Genomic DNA, 14,056 nt, shown 5'->3' with positions numbered 1-14,056 from the left:
TCACGTGACGAAGGACACCGCGCTGCGCATCGAGCGGCGGCCGATCACCCATCCGGACGCTCTCGCGCTGGTCGAGGAGGTGCAGCAGGAGTACGTCGTCCGCTACGGCGGCCGCGACGAGACCCCGCTGCAGCCGACGGAGTTCGACGACCCGGACGGCGCGTTCTTCGTCGGGTACGTCGACGGCCAGCCGGCCGCGTCGGGGGCGTGGCGGCGGCGTACGGACGTGACCGTGTTCGGGAGCGACAGGACCGCCGAGGTGAAGCGGATGTACGTCACCCTCGAGCACCGCGGCGAGGGGCTGGCCCGCACGATGCTGGCCCACCTCGAGCGGACCGCCCGCGAGAGCGGCGCCGAGGTGATGGTCCTCGAGACCGGCCTCGCCCAGCCGGAGGCGATCGCGCTCTACGTCTCGAGCGGCTACACCGCGATCCCCGGGTTCGCCCACTACAAGGACGCCCCCGACAACCGGTGCTTCGCCCGACCGCTGGAGTAGCCGGCCGCCTCAGCCCAGGACAGGCTCCAGGACGGCGAGGTCGGCCTCGACGATCGCCCGGTCCTCGGGGTCGGCGACCTCGACGGCGCGAGCGGCGGCCCACGCCGACGCAGCCTCGTCGGCGCGACCCAGCGCGAGCAGGGCGCGGGCCCGAGCCTCGTGCGCGTAGGCCAGGTCGAAGTCGTCGAGGCCGTGCTCGACGCAGATCGCGAGGCAGCGGTCGGCCGAGACCAGGCCCCGCACGGCCTGGTCGGTGGCGGTCAGCGCACGGGAGATCATGTAGGCCGCGCGGGCGTCGTTGGCCGGCCCGCGGCCGGCCGCTCGCTCCCAGTGGTACGCCGCGGCGTACGCGTGCCGCAGCAGGTCCTCGTCGCGCGCCGCGCTCGCCGGCTGCTCGAGCAGCGCGTGGATCGGGTTGTTGGCCTCGACCCCCTGGCGACGGTGCCAGTCGCCCTCGGCCGGTCGCTGGTCGTCGCCCGTGTCGACGGTGGCAGCGGGCAGCGACCGGCCGGTCTCGAGGACCGTCTTGAGGCCGCCCAGGATCCAGACCCAGCCGTCCTTGACGCTGGCCCAGGTGAGCGGGCTGCCCGCGAGGTCTCCGTGCACGAGGCGCACCCGGGTCAGCCCGTCGCCGACCTGCTCGACGGTCCACTCGACCCGGCTGGGCGGCTCGTCGGCCATCGCGGCGTCGTACAGCACGTGCCAGGTCTGCACGAAGCGCCCGGCCTGGCCGGGGGAGGGCGGCGTCATCTCCTCGACCACGCCGTCGACCGCCTCGCTGCCGCCCGGTATGGCCGTCACGTAGCGCGCGCCCGGGGTGGGACCCTCGACGAACGCGGTGCCGTGGAAGTAGCGCTTGGTCCACTCCGAGTCGGTGATGCCGGCCCAGACCTGGTCGGCGTCGGCAGCGATGTAGATCTGGTAGACGTGCGCGGTCAGGGTCATGACGCGCTCCCTTCTGACTGTCCCCGAGCGGTGGGCGGGTGCTCGAGGTGCTCTTGGAGTCCCACGAGCGCGGAGGTGAAACGGGCGGCGTACTTGCTGATCCAGCGGTTCGCGACCTGCTCGATCGGGACGGGGTTGAGGTGCAGCCGCTTCGTGCGGCCGTCCTTCACGGCGACGACGAGGTCGGCCTCGGCCAGCACCGAGAGGTGCTTCATCACGCCGAAGCGGCTCATCCGGTCGTCGAACGCCTCGCACAGCTCGCCGACCGAGCGGCCGTCCTGCGCGAAGAGGAGGTCGAGGATCTCCCGTCGGGTGGGGTCGGCGAGCGCCTTGAAGACGGCGTCGTGCGGATCCATGGGCCTATTATGTGACCAAACGGTCACATGTCAAGCGCGTCCCGGTGCACCAGCTGTAGTCGGCGTCCGGCGACGCCGAGCGTCACTGCTTGCCCCCAGGTCACGGTGAGGCGGTCGGTCTCGATCCCGTCGGCGAAGACGACGAGGTCGGACTCGGCGAGCACGGTGATCGCCTCCTCCGCGCCGAGCGCCCCCTCCACGGCGGAGACGCCCGTGACCGGCGAGGGCCACGCCTCCCGCACGAACCACACGAGGCGGGGATCCCGAGGTGCGGGCAGGGGCAGTGAGGTACGCCGCTCGAGCGCGACCGAGCGGCACCACCCGGTGGCGCCCGTGCCGGTGCCGACGAGGACCCCGGACGAGGACTGCCGCTCGCGAAAGCCGTCCGGCGTCGTCAGTCGGTAGCGCGCCGACTGGTGGCTCGGGTGGCCGACGTAGATCTCGTTGAGCCCGTGGAGCTCCTGGCCGTCGTCGAGCACCGCGCGCACCATGGTCCGCTGCTCGACCCGCGCGACGAGCCACGCCGGCCCGTTCCCGAGCAGGGCGCCGAGCGAGCCCGGCCCGTGGGGGACCAGCACGCCCGGATGGCGGCCCGGCTCGGGGTCGACACCGATCACCGGCTGGCCGTCGAGGTACTTCGCCACGTTGGCCACCAGGCCGTCCTGACCCACCACGACCACGACGTCCTCGGGGCCGAAGACGAAGCGGGACAGGTCCTCCCGCTCGACCTGGATGCGGCGCCAGTCCGCCGGGACGGCCGCCTCCGCCGTGGCCAGCGCCTCCTCGAGCGCCGCATGACGGGAGGCCGGCTCGTCGATGGAGCGACCGCGGGTGCGCAGGAAGAACTCCGCCTGCTGGCGGGTGCCGTGGTGGGCGACGAGCTCCTCGAGCTCGGAGCGTCGGTGCACCACCACGGCGCGTGGTGTGAGGGTCACGACTCCTCCTGGGTCCCCGTCGCCAGCCGCAGCAGCGCGGAGGTCAACAGGTCGGGAGTCACGTTGAGCGTGCCGATGTCGGGCAGCTGCCCGGCGAGCTCCCGCAGGGCCAGCGCCAGCAGCGTGGCCTGGTCGACGCCGGTGTACGCCGCCAACCTGGCCGCCTCGGCCTCGCCCTCGGCCGCGCCGGTGACGCGCGTCGCGTCGGCTCTCGCGTCGGCCCGGAGCCGGTCGGTCGCCGCCTGGGCCTCCTGTGCGATCCGGTCGGCGGCCGCCTGCTCGGCGGCCCTGGTGCGCTCGTTGGTGCCGCGCTGGAGCACGAGCTGCTCCTCGCGCCGGGCCAGCTCGATCTGGTTCTGCAGCTCGTTCTCGGCGATGGCGCGCTCCTGCTGGACGGCCGAGGCGCGGCGCTCGAACGTCGCGGTGTCCGCCGACTGCTGCACCTGCTCGCGTGTCGGTGTCTGCAAGGCGCGCTCCACGTCGGCCTCGGCGCGGACCGCGACGACGCGGACGTCGATCACGCCGATGCCGAGGTCGCCGAGCCGGCCGTCGTCCGCGAGCCCGGAGGCGATCCGCTCCCGCACCGAGGTCATGCCGACCGCGAGGCACTGCGTCAGCGTCATCTGCCCGAGGAGGCCGAGCGCGTGCTGCTGGGCGAGCTCGGTCAACAGGCCGCCCACCTGCTCCAGGGGTGCGGCGCGCCAGTGCCCGCGCTCCGGGTCGATGCCGAAGTCGACGCGCTGGGCGGCCAGGGCAGGGTCGACCACCCGGTAGGTGATCGTCGCCTGCACGACCACGTCCTGGAAGTCGGCGGTGCGCGCGTGGAAGAGGAGCGGCTGCTCCCGGTCGTCCACCGGCACCTCGCTGAGAGCTGCCGCGAGCGAGCGGAACCAGAAGGCCTGGCCCGGCCCGTCGTGGACGAGCCGGCCCTTGCGGAGGTGGCGGACGTGCGACGTCGGGCCGCTCCGAAGGTGCCGCGCGAACCCGAGGGAGGTGATGTCAGCCATGAGAGTGTCCCTTCAATAGTCGATACGACAAAAATAAACCTGAATCGAATTAATGTCAACCTGAGAAATTATCGAGGACGTAGTCTCGTCACATGGGGCTCTTCGGCGGGGGTGGCGGTGACAACGGCGACGTGGACACGCTGCGACGCGAGGTCGAGGCACTGAAGACGCTGGCCAGGCAGGGTCAGGCGATCAGCGCGATCAAGCTGCTGCGCGAGGAGTCAGGGATGGGCCTGAAGGAAGCCAAGGACGTCGTCGACGGGCTGGACTGAGGGCTCAGCCGAGCGAGGTGACGAGGTAGCGCTCGTCGGTGATCTCGCGCCCCCAGTACGCCGCCTCGGTGAGGTGGCGCACCGTCGCGTCCCGCCCGGCATCCGCGAGCAGCGTGACCGTCTGGTCGGCGGTCAGGCCGGCGCCCGTCGACCAGTTGCCCTCGACGAGCACGATCCGGCCGCTCGGCCGGAGCAATCGCGCCCAGCGACTGAGGACCTCGACCTGGTCAGGCAACGCCCACAGCACGTGGCGGCACAGCACGACGTCGTACGCCGCCTCCTCCAACGGGGGCGAGCCGGCGTCGCCCTCGGTGACGGTCGCAGCGCTGAGCCCGGCGACCTTCTCACGGGCCCGGCGCACCATTGCAGGGGAGAAGTCGACGGCGTCGACGGCGTACCCCTCCTCGGCCAGCAGCCGCGTCAGCGTGGCCGTCCCGCAACCGAGGTCGGCCACACGGGCCGGCGCCGGAGGGAACACCCCGAGGAGGAGGTCGCGCCAGGCTTCGCGCACCGCCGGGTCGTGCAGACCGTGGTCGGCCGGCTCGTCGTAGTCCACGGCCTCGGCGTCCCACAACGCGCGCGCGTCAGTCATCGGACCAGCCAATCATCGCGCTGCAGGGCGTAGACGACCTCCCCCTCCTCCCAGCCCGGCAGCGGGTCGTCCCACTCGCCGACGTAGGAGTCGACGTGCCGGAAGCCGGCCTTCTCGAGAACGCGGCGCGAGGCGACGTTGACGGCCATCGTCGAGGCGGCGCAGCGCAGGATGCCGGGCACGGTGAACGCGTGTGCGACCGCGGCGGTCACGCCCTCGCTGGCGAGGCCGCGCCCCCACGCGGCGCTGACGAGGCGGTAGCCGACTCCGGCGACCGAGGGGTCGGGGGCGTACGCACTAGCGCTCCACCAGCCGACGAAGGTGCCCGACTCGAAGCCGCACCAGTAGCCCAGCCCGCGCGCCACGTCAGACCACGGTCCCAGCCGTCGCTCCCACTCCGCCTCGACCTCGGCGCGGGTGGCTGCCCGGCCGAGCAGGAAACGCATCACGTCGGGATCGCTGTTGAGCTCGACGAACCTCTCGAGGTGCTCGGGACCTGCGGGCTCCAGGTCGAGCCGGCCGGTGGTCAGGCGCGGCAGCGTCACGAGGGCGGGGTCACGAGGGCGGGGTCACGAGGGCGAGGTCACGAAGCTGGGGTCACGAGGGCGGGGTCACGCCGACCAAGCGGCGTCCCACCCGTCGACCGACGAGGCGGGCCGCGCAGCAGGCCCGGTGTAGACGGCGGACGGCCGGATCAGCCGGCCGGTGCGCTTCTGCTCGAGGATGTGCGCCGACCAGCCGCCGGTGCGCGCACAGGTGAACATCGAGGTGAACATGCTGGCCGGCACCTGCGCGAAGTCCAGGACGATCGCCGCCCAGAACTCCACGTTGGTCTCCAGCACCCGATCGGGGCGTCGCTCGCGCAGCTCGGCGAGCGCCGCCTGCTCCAAGGACTCGGCCACCTCGTAGCGGGGCGCGTCGAGCTCGCGGGCGGTGCGCCGCAGCACCCGGGCGCGCGGGTCCTCAGCGCGGTAGACGCGGTGGCCGAAGCCCATCAGCCGCTCCTTGTTGTCGAGCAGCTCCCTGACGTAGGCGCGTGCGTCACCCCGCTTCTCGACCTCCTCGATCATGGTCAGCACGCGCGCGGGAGCGCCGCCGTGCAGCGGCCCGCTCATGGCGCCGATCGCGCCCGAGAAGGCGGCTGCGACGTCGGCGCCGGTCGAGGTGATGACGCGTGCGGTGAAGGTGGAGGCGTTCATGCCGTGCTCGGCCGCCGAGCTCCAGTAGGCGTCGATCGCCTTGGTCTGCTTGGGGTCCGCCTCACCCTTCCAGCGGATCAGGAAGCGCTCCGCGAGCGTGCGCCCCTGGTCCACCTCGCGCTGCGGGACGATCGGCTGGCCGAGGCCGCGCGCGGCCTGCGCGGCGTACGACAGGACCATGACCGCCACCCGGGAGAGGTCGAGCCGCGCCTGCTCGTCGGAGATGTCGTAGGTCTGCCCCATGCCGAGCATCGGCGCCAGCATCGCGACGGCTGCCTGGACGTCGGCGCGCACGTCACCGGTGTGGATCGGGATGTTGTAGGGCTCGGCCGGCGGCAGGCCGGGCTCGTAGGCGCCGTCGATGAGCAGGCCCCACACCTTCTCGAACGGCACCCGCCCGACGAGCTCCTCGATGTCGACGCCGCGGTAGCGCAGCGCCGACCCCTCCTTGTCGGGCTCGGCGATCTCGGTCGCGAACGCGACAACTCCCTCGAGGCCGTGCGCCACCTCGACGTCGCCCTGATGGGCAGCTTCAGGCATGGTCCAGACAGTATCGCCCGAAAACCTCGCTCCTCTTGCCCGTGTGGTCCTTCCCACTAGGGTCGTCCGCATGAGTGACGTCAGCTCCCCGAGCTGGGCGGAGATGCGTGCGGAGTACAGCGACAACGGGCTGCACGAGGACGACCTCGACCCCGACCCGGTGACGATGTTCCGGCGCTGGATGGGCGACGCGGTGTCAGCCGGCCTCCACGAGCCGAACGCGATGGTGCTGTCGACGGTGTCCGCCGACGGTCAGCCGTCCTCACGCATGGTGCTCTTCAAGGGACTCGACGAGTGGGGCTTCCACTTCTACACGAACCTCATGTCGCGCAAGGGGCAGGAGCTCGCCGGCAACCCCGCCTGCTCGCTGCTCTTCCCCTGGCACCCGCTCGAGCGCCAGGTGCGTATCGACGGGGTCGCCTCCCAGCTGCTCCGCGAGGACGTCGCGGCCTACTTCGCCCAGCGGCCACGCGGTGCCCAGCTCGGCGCCTGGGCCTCGCACCAGTCGTCGAAGGTCGCGGGGCGCGACGAGCTCGAGGCGGCGTACTCCGCAGCGGACACCCGCTACTCGGAGTCGATCGAGATGCCGGTCCCGCCGGAGTGGGGTGGGTACGCCGTCCGCCCCGCGCTCGTGGAGTTCTGGCAGGGTCGCCGCGACCGTCTGCACGACCGGCTGGTCTACCGCCGCGACGAGGACGCCGACGCCTGGGTCGTGGAGCGCCTGGCGCCGTAGGGGTGAGATTCCCCGGCCGGCCCGGCGAGTCCCGCCAATTCAGTTGTGAGTGAGCGCTCACTCACTTACGCTGGTCGATCGTGACCCCACGCGCCACCCCGATGTCCCCGGACGACCGCCGGGCCGCGATCGTCTCCGCGGCGGCGCCGTTGTACGCCGAGCAGGGCGGGCGGGTGACCACCAAGCAGATCGCCGAGGCGGCGGGCATCGCGGAAGGCACGATCTTCCGCGTCTTCACCGACAAGCGGGCGCTGCTGATGGCCGTCGCCGAGCAGACGATCAACCCACCGGGCGGCAGCGAGCAGATGGCGGCGGCGCTCGCGGCGCTGCCGGATCTGCGTGCCAAGGTCGAGGCGACCATCCGGCAGGTCGCAGCGCGCATGGAGTCGGTGATGCAGGTGATGGTCGCGCTGCGCTCGGAGGTGCTGGCGAGCGGCTCGCTGATCGAGAAGGGTGCCGTGCCGCCGGGACCGCCGCCCTTCGTCCAGGAGGCCAACCAGCGCCTGCTGGACAGCCTGCGTGACCACGTCTTCGCCCCGCACGCCGACGACCTCCGGGTTCCGCCGGCCGAGGCGGCCCTGCTGCTGCGCTCGCTCGTCTTCGGCCACTGGCACCCCGGCATGCACCCCGCAGAGCGCAAGCTCAGTCCCGAGCAGATCGCCGACGCGATCCTGCTCGGCGTCACCGAGAGGAAGGACGCCTGATGCTGCTCCGGCTCCTGCGCACCCACCTGGCGCCGTACAAGCGATGGCTCGCCGCCGTCGCCGTGCTGCAGTTCGTCGGCACGGTCGCGGCGCTCTACCTGCCGAGCCTCAACGCCGACATCATCGACAAGGGCGTCGTCACCGGGGACACCGGCTACATCGTCTCCCGCGGCCTCGAGATGCTGGGCATCTCGTTGGTCCAGATCGTCTGCTCGGTGGTGGCGGTCTACTTCTCCGCGCGGACCGCGATGAGCTTCGGCCGCGACGTCCGGTCGGCGATCTTCCACCGGGTCGGCAGCTTCAGCAACAGGGAGGTCCAGCAGTTCGGGGCGCCCTCGCTGATCACCCGCGAGACCAACGACGTGCAGCAGGTGCAGACCTTCGTGCTCACCGCCGGCACCTTCCTGGTCGCGGCACCGATCATGCTCGTCGGCGGCCTGGTGATGGCGGTGCGCGAGGACATCGGGTTGTCCTGGCTCGTGGCCGCCGTGGTGCCGGTGCTCATCGGCTGCGTCGCGTTCGTCGCGTCGCGGATGGTGCCCTACTTCCGCAAGGTCCAGACCCGCATCGACGAGGTCAACCGCCTCCTGCGCGAGCAGATCACCGGCGTCCGCGTGGTGCGCGCCTTCGCGCGCGAGCGCCACGAGGCCGACCGTTTCGCCGTGGCCAACGACGAGCTCACCTCCGTGGCGACCAGCGCCGGCCGCTGGATGGCCACGATGTTCCCGACGGTGATGCTGGTCATCAACGTCTCCAGCGTCGCCGTGCTGTGGTTCGGCGGGCATCGCGTGGACAGCGGCGAGATGCAGGTCGGCGCCCTGACTGCGTTCCTGTCGTACCTCATGCAGATCCTGATGTCGGTCATGATGGGCACCTTCGCCCTGATCATGGTGCCCCGCTCGGCCGTCTGCGCCGACCGCATCGTCGAGGTGCTCGACACCGACTCCTCCGTGGTCCCGCCTGTCGACCCCGTGACCGCCGTCGACGTGCACGGACGGCTCGAGCTCGACGGGGTCGAGTTCTCCTACCCCGGTGCCGAGCAGCCAGTCCTGCGCGACGTCAGCTTCACCGCCGAGGCCGGTCGCACGGTCGCGGTCATCGGGTCGACCGGCGCGGGCAAGTCCACCCTGGTCAACCTCGTGCCGCGGCTCTTCGACGTCACCGGCGGCACCGTGCGCGTCGACGGGGTCGACGTACGACGCCTCGAGCCCGACCTGCTCTGGTCGACGATCGGCCTGATCCCCCAGAAGGCCTTCCTCTTCAGTGGCTCCGTGGCCGACAACCTCCGCTACGGCAAGGTCGACGCGACCGAGGACGAGATGTGGGCGGCCCTCGAGATCGCCCAGGCGGCCGACTTCGTGCGTGCCATGGACGGCGGCCTCGAGGCGTCGATCGCCCAGGGCGGGACCAACGTGAGCGGCGGTCAACGACAACGTCTCGCCATCGCCAGGGCGGTGATCAAACGGCCGGAGATCTATCTCTTCGACGACGCATTCTCGGCCCTCGACCTCGCGACGGACGCTCGGCTGCGGGCCGCGCTGGCGCCCGTCACCCGCGACGCCACCGTGGTCATCGTGGCCCAGCGGGTGTCCACGATCCGCGACGCCGACCTGATCCTCGTGCTCGAGGACGGAGTCGTCGTCGGCCGCGGCACGCACGACGAGCTGCTCGCCGACTGCACGACGTACCAGGAAATCGTCGCGTCCCAGCTGAGCGCGGAGGAGGCGGCATGAGCTCCGACGACGCTCCGAGCGAGGCGCGGGGGTCCAGTCCAGTCGAGACCCAGCGCAAGAGCGCCACCTTGCAGGAGACCGAGCGGATCCAGGCCGGGCCGGGCCCCGGCCGTGGACCCATGGGCGGCGGCATGGTCGGCCAGAAGGCGCAGACGTTCGTCCCGTCCGTCAAGCGCATCCTCGGCCGCATGCGCCCCGAGCGGACCAAGGCGGTCCTGGTCGTGCTGCTCGCCGTCGTCAGCGTGATGCTCACCGCCGTCGGGCCGCGCATCCTCGGCCACGCCACCGACCTGATCTTCGACGGGCTGATCGGCCGCAGCTTCGAGCCCGGCACCACCAAGGGCCAGGTCATCAGCGCCCTGCGCGAGCGGGGGGAGGACCGCCAGGCCGACATGCTCGCGTCGATGGACTTCGTGCCGGGTCAGGGCGTCGACTTCGACGCCGTCCGCAACGTGCTGCTGACGGTGCTGGCGATCTACCTCGCCGCCTCGCTGCTCGCGTGGCTGCAGGGCTACCTCCTCAACGACGTGGTGCAGAACGTCGTACGCCGGATGCGCTCCGACGTCGAGGACAAGGTCAACCGGCTGCCGCTGAGCTACTTCGACAGGCAGCCGCGCGGCGAGCTGCTCAGCCGCGTCACCAACGACATCGACAACGTCAGCCAGACGCTGCAGCAGACGATGAGCCAGCTGCTCACGTCGCTGCTGACCGTCGTGGCCGTGCTCGGCATGATGCTCTGGATCTCGCCGCTCCTCGCTCTGGTGGCGCTGGCGTCGGTGCCGGTGTCGCTGCTGCTGACCAAGCAGGTCATGTCGCGGTCGCAGGGGCTCTTCATCACCCAGTGGCGCAAGACCGGCACCCTCAACGCCCACATCGAGGAGACCTTCTCCGGCCACGACCTCGTCAAGGTCTTCGGTCGTCGCCGGGAGGCCGAGGCGAGGTTCGCCGCGGAGAACGACGAGCTCTACACGGCGTCGTTCGGGGCGCAGTTCGTGAGCGGGCTGATCATGCCGCTGATGATGTTCGTCGGAAACCTCAACTACGTCCTGGTCGCCGTCATCGGCGGGCTGCGCGTGGCCAGCGGGTCGCTGTCGCTGGGCGAGGTGCAGGCGTTCATCCAGTACTCCCGGCAGTTCACGCAGCCGCTCACCCAGGTGGCGTCGATGACCAACCTCATGCAGAGCGGCGTCGCGTCGGCCGAGCGGGTCTTCGAGCTGCTCGACGCCGAGGAGGAGGTGGAGGACGCGCCGTCCACCGGTGCGCGGGGCTCGCTGCGCGGGGAGATCCGGTTCGAGGACGTGGCGTTCGCCTACGACCCCGAGCGTCCGTTGATCCGCGACCTGTCCCTCGTCGCGGAGCCCGGCAGCACCGTCGCGATCGTCGGGCCGACCGGCGCCGGCAAGACGACGCTGGTCAACCTGGTGATGCGGTTCTACGACGTGGACCACGGCCGGATCACCTTCGACGGCGTGGACATCACGACGCTGCCGCGCACCGAGCTGCGCTCGCGCATCGGCATGGTGCTCCAGGACACCTGGCTCTTCGAGGGGACGATCCGCGACAACATCGCCTACGGGCGCCCCGGCGCCACTGAGGCCGAGATCCTCGAGGCGGCGACGGCGACGTTCGTCGACCGGTTCGTGCACTCCCTGCCCGACGGCTACGACACCCTCATCGACGAGAACGGCTCCAACCTCTCCGCCGGTGAGCGCCAGCTCGTCACCATCGCGCGGGCCTTCCTGGCCGACCCGGTGCTGCTGATCCTCGACGAGGCCACGTCGTCGGTCGACACCCGTACCGAGCTGCTCCTCCAGAAGGCGATGGCCGCGCTGCGCAGCGACCGCACCTCCTTCGTGATCGCGCACCGACTGTCGACGATCCGCGACGCCGACGTGATCGTGGTGATGGAGGACGGCGCGATCGTCGAGCAGGGCACCCACGACGCCCTGCTCGCCGCGCACGGTGCGTACGCGCGCCTGTACGACGCGCAGTTCGCGGCCGGACTGACCCCCGACGCGGTCTGAGCTTCTCGGCGGGCCGAAACCCCTTGAGCGGGGTCGGGTCGCCACCTACGCTCGTCGTACACGGGAAAGGAGGTGGTCCGAAGAATGAATTCTTCAAGGACGCGTGAGGTGGCTGCTCGCTAGCAGCCCAGCAACTCCAGGCCGGGGCTGAGATGCCCCGCCGGCTGCTGGCAATCCACCGCAGTCACCCGACCCGCAGGCGATCCGGGCACGTCCCCCGGAGCGGTCTCCCACGAGGCCACGCCTGCGGGTTGTCCCTTTCCTGGCGCGGAAGGCCCTCGTGACGGAGGACACGTTGGTTGCCGGAAGCAACCAACCAGGCGTATGGTTGTCGAAGTCAACAACACTGCCGCCTGAATCGAGCTCCTCCCTCATGGCTTCCAGCGCCACCGCTCCCGCCGCCACCGAGCAGCACCAGATGTCGCACCGCGAGGTGCTCGAGGCCCTCTCGGGCCTGCTGCTCGCGATGTTCGTCGCCATGGTGTCGAGCACCATCGTCACCAACGCTCTGCCGCGCATCGTCACCGATCTCGAGGGCAGCCAGACCGGCTACACCTGGGTGGTCGTGGCGACGCTGCTGACGATGACCGCGACGACTCCGATCTGGGGCAAGCTCGCCGACCTGGTGAGCAAGAAGGTCCTCGTGCAGACCGCGCTGGTCATCTTCACCGCCGGCTCGATCATCGCCGGCCTGGCGCCGTCGATGGAGGTGCTGATCGGCGCCCGCGCGATCCAGGGCCTCGGCGTCGGCGGCCTGACCGCGCTCGTCCAGGTCGTCATCGCGTCGATGGTGAGCCCGCGCGAACGCGGCCGCTACTCCGGCTACATCGGTGCCGTCTTCGCTCTGGCAACGGTCAGCGGTCCACTCGTCGGCGGCCTGATCGTCGACAGCCCGCTCGGTTGGCGGGGCTGCTTCTTCGTCGGCATCCCGATCGCCGCCGTGGCGTTCATCGTCCTGCAGAAGACCCTCAAGGTCGAGACGGTGCGCCGTGAGGTGCACATCGACTACCTCGGCGCCACCTTGATCGTCGGCGGCGTCTCGGTGCTGTTGGTGTGGGTGTCGCTGGCCGGCTCGCAGTTCGCGTGGGCGTCGGCGACGTCGTACGCCCTGGTCGCCGTGGGGCTCACGCTCATCGCAGTTGCCCTCTACGTCGAGTCCAACGTGGCCGTCGAGCCGGTGATCCCGCTGCGTCTCTTCCGCGACCGTACGACGTCGCTGGCCACCGCCGCGTCGGTGCTGATCGGCCTGGCGATGTTCGGCTCGACGGTCTACCTCAGCCAGTACTTCCAGCTCGCCCGTGGGATGTCGCCCACCGAGGCCGGCCTGATGTCGATCGCCATGGTCGGCGGACTGCTCGTCTCGAGCATCGCCACCGGCCGGATCATCAGCAACACCGGCTTCTGGAAGCGTTACCTCGTCGGCGGCATGGTGCTGGTGATCGTCGGCCTGGCGCTGTTGTCGCGGATCGACGAGACCACCAACCTCGTGGTCGTCGGCCTCTTCATGGCGGTGCTCGGCCTCGGCCTCGGCGCGACCATGCAGAACCTCGTGCTCTCGGTGCAGAACAACGTGGCCTTGTCCGACATGGGCGCGGCGTCGTCGGTCGTGGCGTTCTTCCGCTCGATGGGTGGATCGATCGGTGTCTCGGCGCTGGGCGCGGTGCTGGCGCACCAGGTCTCGGCGAAGGTCGCCTCCGGGATGGCGGAGCTCGGCGAGCCGGTCGACCCGCACCAGACCGGCGGCATCCCCGACCTGTCGGCCCTGCCGGCGCCTGTGCGGGCGATCTTCGAGGGCGCCTTCGGAGAGGCGACCGGACACCTGTTCCTGGTGGCGCTGCCCTTCGCGGCGCTCGCGCTGGTCTGCGTGCTGTTCATCAAGGAGGTGCCGCTGCGCACCACCGTGCTGCGCGACGACGAGCTCGCGCCGGTGACCACCGCGGACTCCTCCGGGCTCACGCCGGCGGACGCGGGTAGCGTTCGGTCATGACGCGTGCCGATTCGCTGGCGGAGCTCGAGCGTGAGGTCGGCGTGCTGATCCGCAGGGTCAAGCGGGTGATCGGCGAGCGAGCCCGTTCGGTGCACGAGAGCCTGCAGCCGTCGTCGTACCTGCTCCTCACGCACCTCGCCGAGCAGGGCCCCTCGCGCTCGTCGGTCTTCGTCGACGCCTTCGCGATCGACAAGGGAGCGATCAGCCGCCAGGTCCAGCACCTCGTCGACCTCGGGCTAGTCGAGCGGACGCCCGACCCGGCGGACGGCCGCGCGATGCTGATCTCGGTCACCGCCGACGGCCTCGACCGCCTGCAGTCGGTGGCGCACGAACGCCGTCGCCTGCTCGACGAGCGCCTCGGCGGTTGGACCGAAGCGGACCTCGAGACGCTGGTGTCGTCGCTCGCGCGCTACAACCGAGACCTCGAGGACGACCGCGTCCCTGCCTAGTCGCGCTGCCTGGTCGCGCTCCCTAGTTGCGCTGCCTGGTCGCGCTGCCTGGTCGCGCTGACCCTGGTCGGGGCGCTCGAACCA

Annotated in this window: 15 protein-coding genes; 8 read left to right on the top strand and 7 right to left on the bottom strand. The window is 71.0% G+C overall.

Features of this window, described 5'->3' with window-relative positions:
- Positions 1-4 precede the first annotated feature (4 nt).
- The gene (locus tag ABD295_RS16855) at positions 5-496 is read left to right on the top strand and encodes a GNAT family N-acetyltransferase (RefSeq protein WP_344304969.1); all 492 of its coding nucleotides are present in this window, start codon (positions 5-7) and stop codon (positions 494-496) included.
- Between the two features lie 9 nt (positions 497-505).
- Here the strand turns inward: ABD295_RS16855 and ABD295_RS16850 are convergent, their stop codons facing one another.
- Genes ABD295_RS16850 through ABD295_RS16835 form a run of 4 tightly spaced genes read right to left on the bottom strand, consistent with a single transcriptional unit; the run spans position 506 to position 3,739 of the window.
- The gene (locus ABD295_RS16850; protein WP_344304968.1) at positions 506-1,441 is read right to left on the bottom strand and encodes an SRPBCC domain-containing protein; all 936 of its coding nucleotides are present in this window, start codon (positions 1,439-1,441) and stop codon (positions 506-508) included.
- Positions 1,438-1,797 (bottom strand): ArsR/SmtB family transcription factor, encoded by a 360-nt coding sequence (locus ABD295_RS16845; protein ID WP_344304967.1) that lies wholly within the window; start codon positions 1,795-1,797, stop codon positions 1,438-1,440. Before ABD295_RS16845 ends, ABD295_RS16850 begins: the two co-directional genes overlap by 4 nt.
- 23 nt (positions 1,798-1,820) lie before the next feature.
- On the bottom strand, positions 1,821-2,732 hold the full coding sequence (locus ABD295_RS16840; RefSeq protein WP_344304966.1) for a hypothetical protein: 912 nt from the start codon (positions 2,730-2,732) through the stop codon (positions 1,821-1,823).
- Positions 2,729-3,739 (bottom strand): SPFH domain-containing protein, encoded by a 1,011-nt coding sequence (locus tag ABD295_RS16835; RefSeq protein WP_344304965.1) that lies wholly within the window; start codon positions 3,737-3,739, stop codon positions 2,729-2,731. The genes ABD295_RS16840 and ABD295_RS16835 overlap by 4 nt, the downstream gene beginning before the upstream one ends.
- A gap of 92 nt (positions 3,740-3,831) precedes the next feature.
- On the opposite strand from ABD295_RS16835, the gene ABD295_RS16830 reads away from it, so the two are divergent.
- Positions 3,832-4,011 (top strand): ribosomal protein L7/L12, encoded by a 180-nt coding sequence (locus ABD295_RS16830; RefSeq protein ID WP_344304964.1) that lies wholly within the window; start codon positions 3,832-3,834, stop codon positions 4,009-4,011.
- A 4-nt stretch (positions 4,012-4,015) separates the two neighbouring features.
- On the opposite strand, the gene ABD295_RS16825 is transcribed toward ABD295_RS16830, so the two are convergent.
- The 3 genes from ABD295_RS16825 to ABD295_RS16815 form a co-directional block, all read right to left on the bottom strand.
- Positions 4,016-4,603 (bottom strand): class I SAM-dependent methyltransferase, encoded by a 588-nt coding sequence (locus ABD295_RS16825; protein ID WP_344304963.1) that lies wholly within the window; start codon positions 4,601-4,603, stop codon positions 4,016-4,018.
- A complete protein-coding gene (locus ABD295_RS16820) occupies positions 4,600-5,148 on the bottom strand; it encodes a GNAT family N-acetyltransferase (RefSeq protein WP_344304962.1) in 549 nt (182 codons plus the stop codon). The genes ABD295_RS16825 and ABD295_RS16820 overlap by 4 nt, the downstream gene beginning before the upstream one ends.
- Before the next feature lie 66 nt (positions 5,149-5,214).
- On the bottom strand, positions 5,215-6,342 hold the full coding sequence (locus ABD295_RS16815; protein ID WP_344304961.1) for a citrate synthase 2: 1,128 nt from the start codon (positions 6,340-6,342) through the stop codon (positions 5,215-5,217).
- Positions 6,343-6,412: 70 nt separating this feature from the next.
- Between ABD295_RS16815 and pdxH the strand changes: the two genes are divergently transcribed.
- From pdxH to ABD295_RS16785, 6 genes are all read left to right on the top strand, one after another.
- A complete protein-coding gene (pdxH, locus tag ABD295_RS16810) occupies positions 6,413-7,075 on the top strand; it encodes a pyridoxamine 5'-phosphate oxidase (RefSeq protein ID WP_344304960.1) in 663 nt (220 codons plus the stop codon).
- Positions 7,076-7,155: 80 nt separating this feature from the next.
- Positions 7,156-7,779 carry a TetR/AcrR family transcriptional regulator gene (locus tag ABD295_RS16805; protein WP_344304959.1) on the top strand — a complete coding sequence of 208 codons (624 nt, stop codon included), beginning with the start codon at positions 7,156-7,158 and terminating at the stop codon, positions 7,777-7,779.
- Positions 7,779-9,512 (top strand): ABC transporter ATP-binding protein, encoded by a 1,734-nt coding sequence (locus tag ABD295_RS16800; RefSeq protein WP_344304958.1) that lies wholly within the window; start codon positions 7,779-7,781, stop codon positions 9,510-9,512. Before ABD295_RS16805 ends, ABD295_RS16800 begins: the two co-directional genes overlap by 1 nt.
- On the top strand, positions 9,509-11,536 hold the full coding sequence (locus ABD295_RS16795) for an ABC transporter ATP-binding protein (RefSeq protein WP_344304957.1): 2,028 nt from the start codon (positions 9,509-9,511) through the stop codon (positions 11,534-11,536). Before ABD295_RS16800 ends, ABD295_RS16795 begins: the two co-directional genes overlap by 4 nt.
- 373 nt (positions 11,537-11,909) lie before the next feature.
- Positions 11,910-13,523: an MDR family MFS transporter gene (locus ABD295_RS16790; RefSeq protein ID WP_344304956.1), complete on the top strand. Its 1,614-nt coding sequence runs from the start codon at positions 11,910-11,912 to the stop codon at positions 13,521-13,523.
- Positions 13,520-13,972 (top strand): MarR family winged helix-turn-helix transcriptional regulator, encoded by a 453-nt coding sequence (locus tag ABD295_RS16785; protein ID WP_344304955.1) that lies wholly within the window; start codon positions 13,520-13,522, stop codon positions 13,970-13,972. Before ABD295_RS16790 ends, ABD295_RS16785 begins: the two co-directional genes overlap by 4 nt.
- Positions 13,973-14,056 lie beyond the last annotated feature (84 nt).

The sequence above is a fragment of the Nocardioides bigeumensis genome (genome assembly GCF_039531755.1).
Taxonomy (GTDB): Bacteria; Actinomycetota; Actinomycetes; order Propionibacteriales; family Nocardioidaceae; genus Nocardioides; species Nocardioides bigeumensis.
The sequence above is the reverse complement of the archived record's forward strand: the minus strand, read 5'-3'. Positions and strand labels throughout refer to the sequence as shown.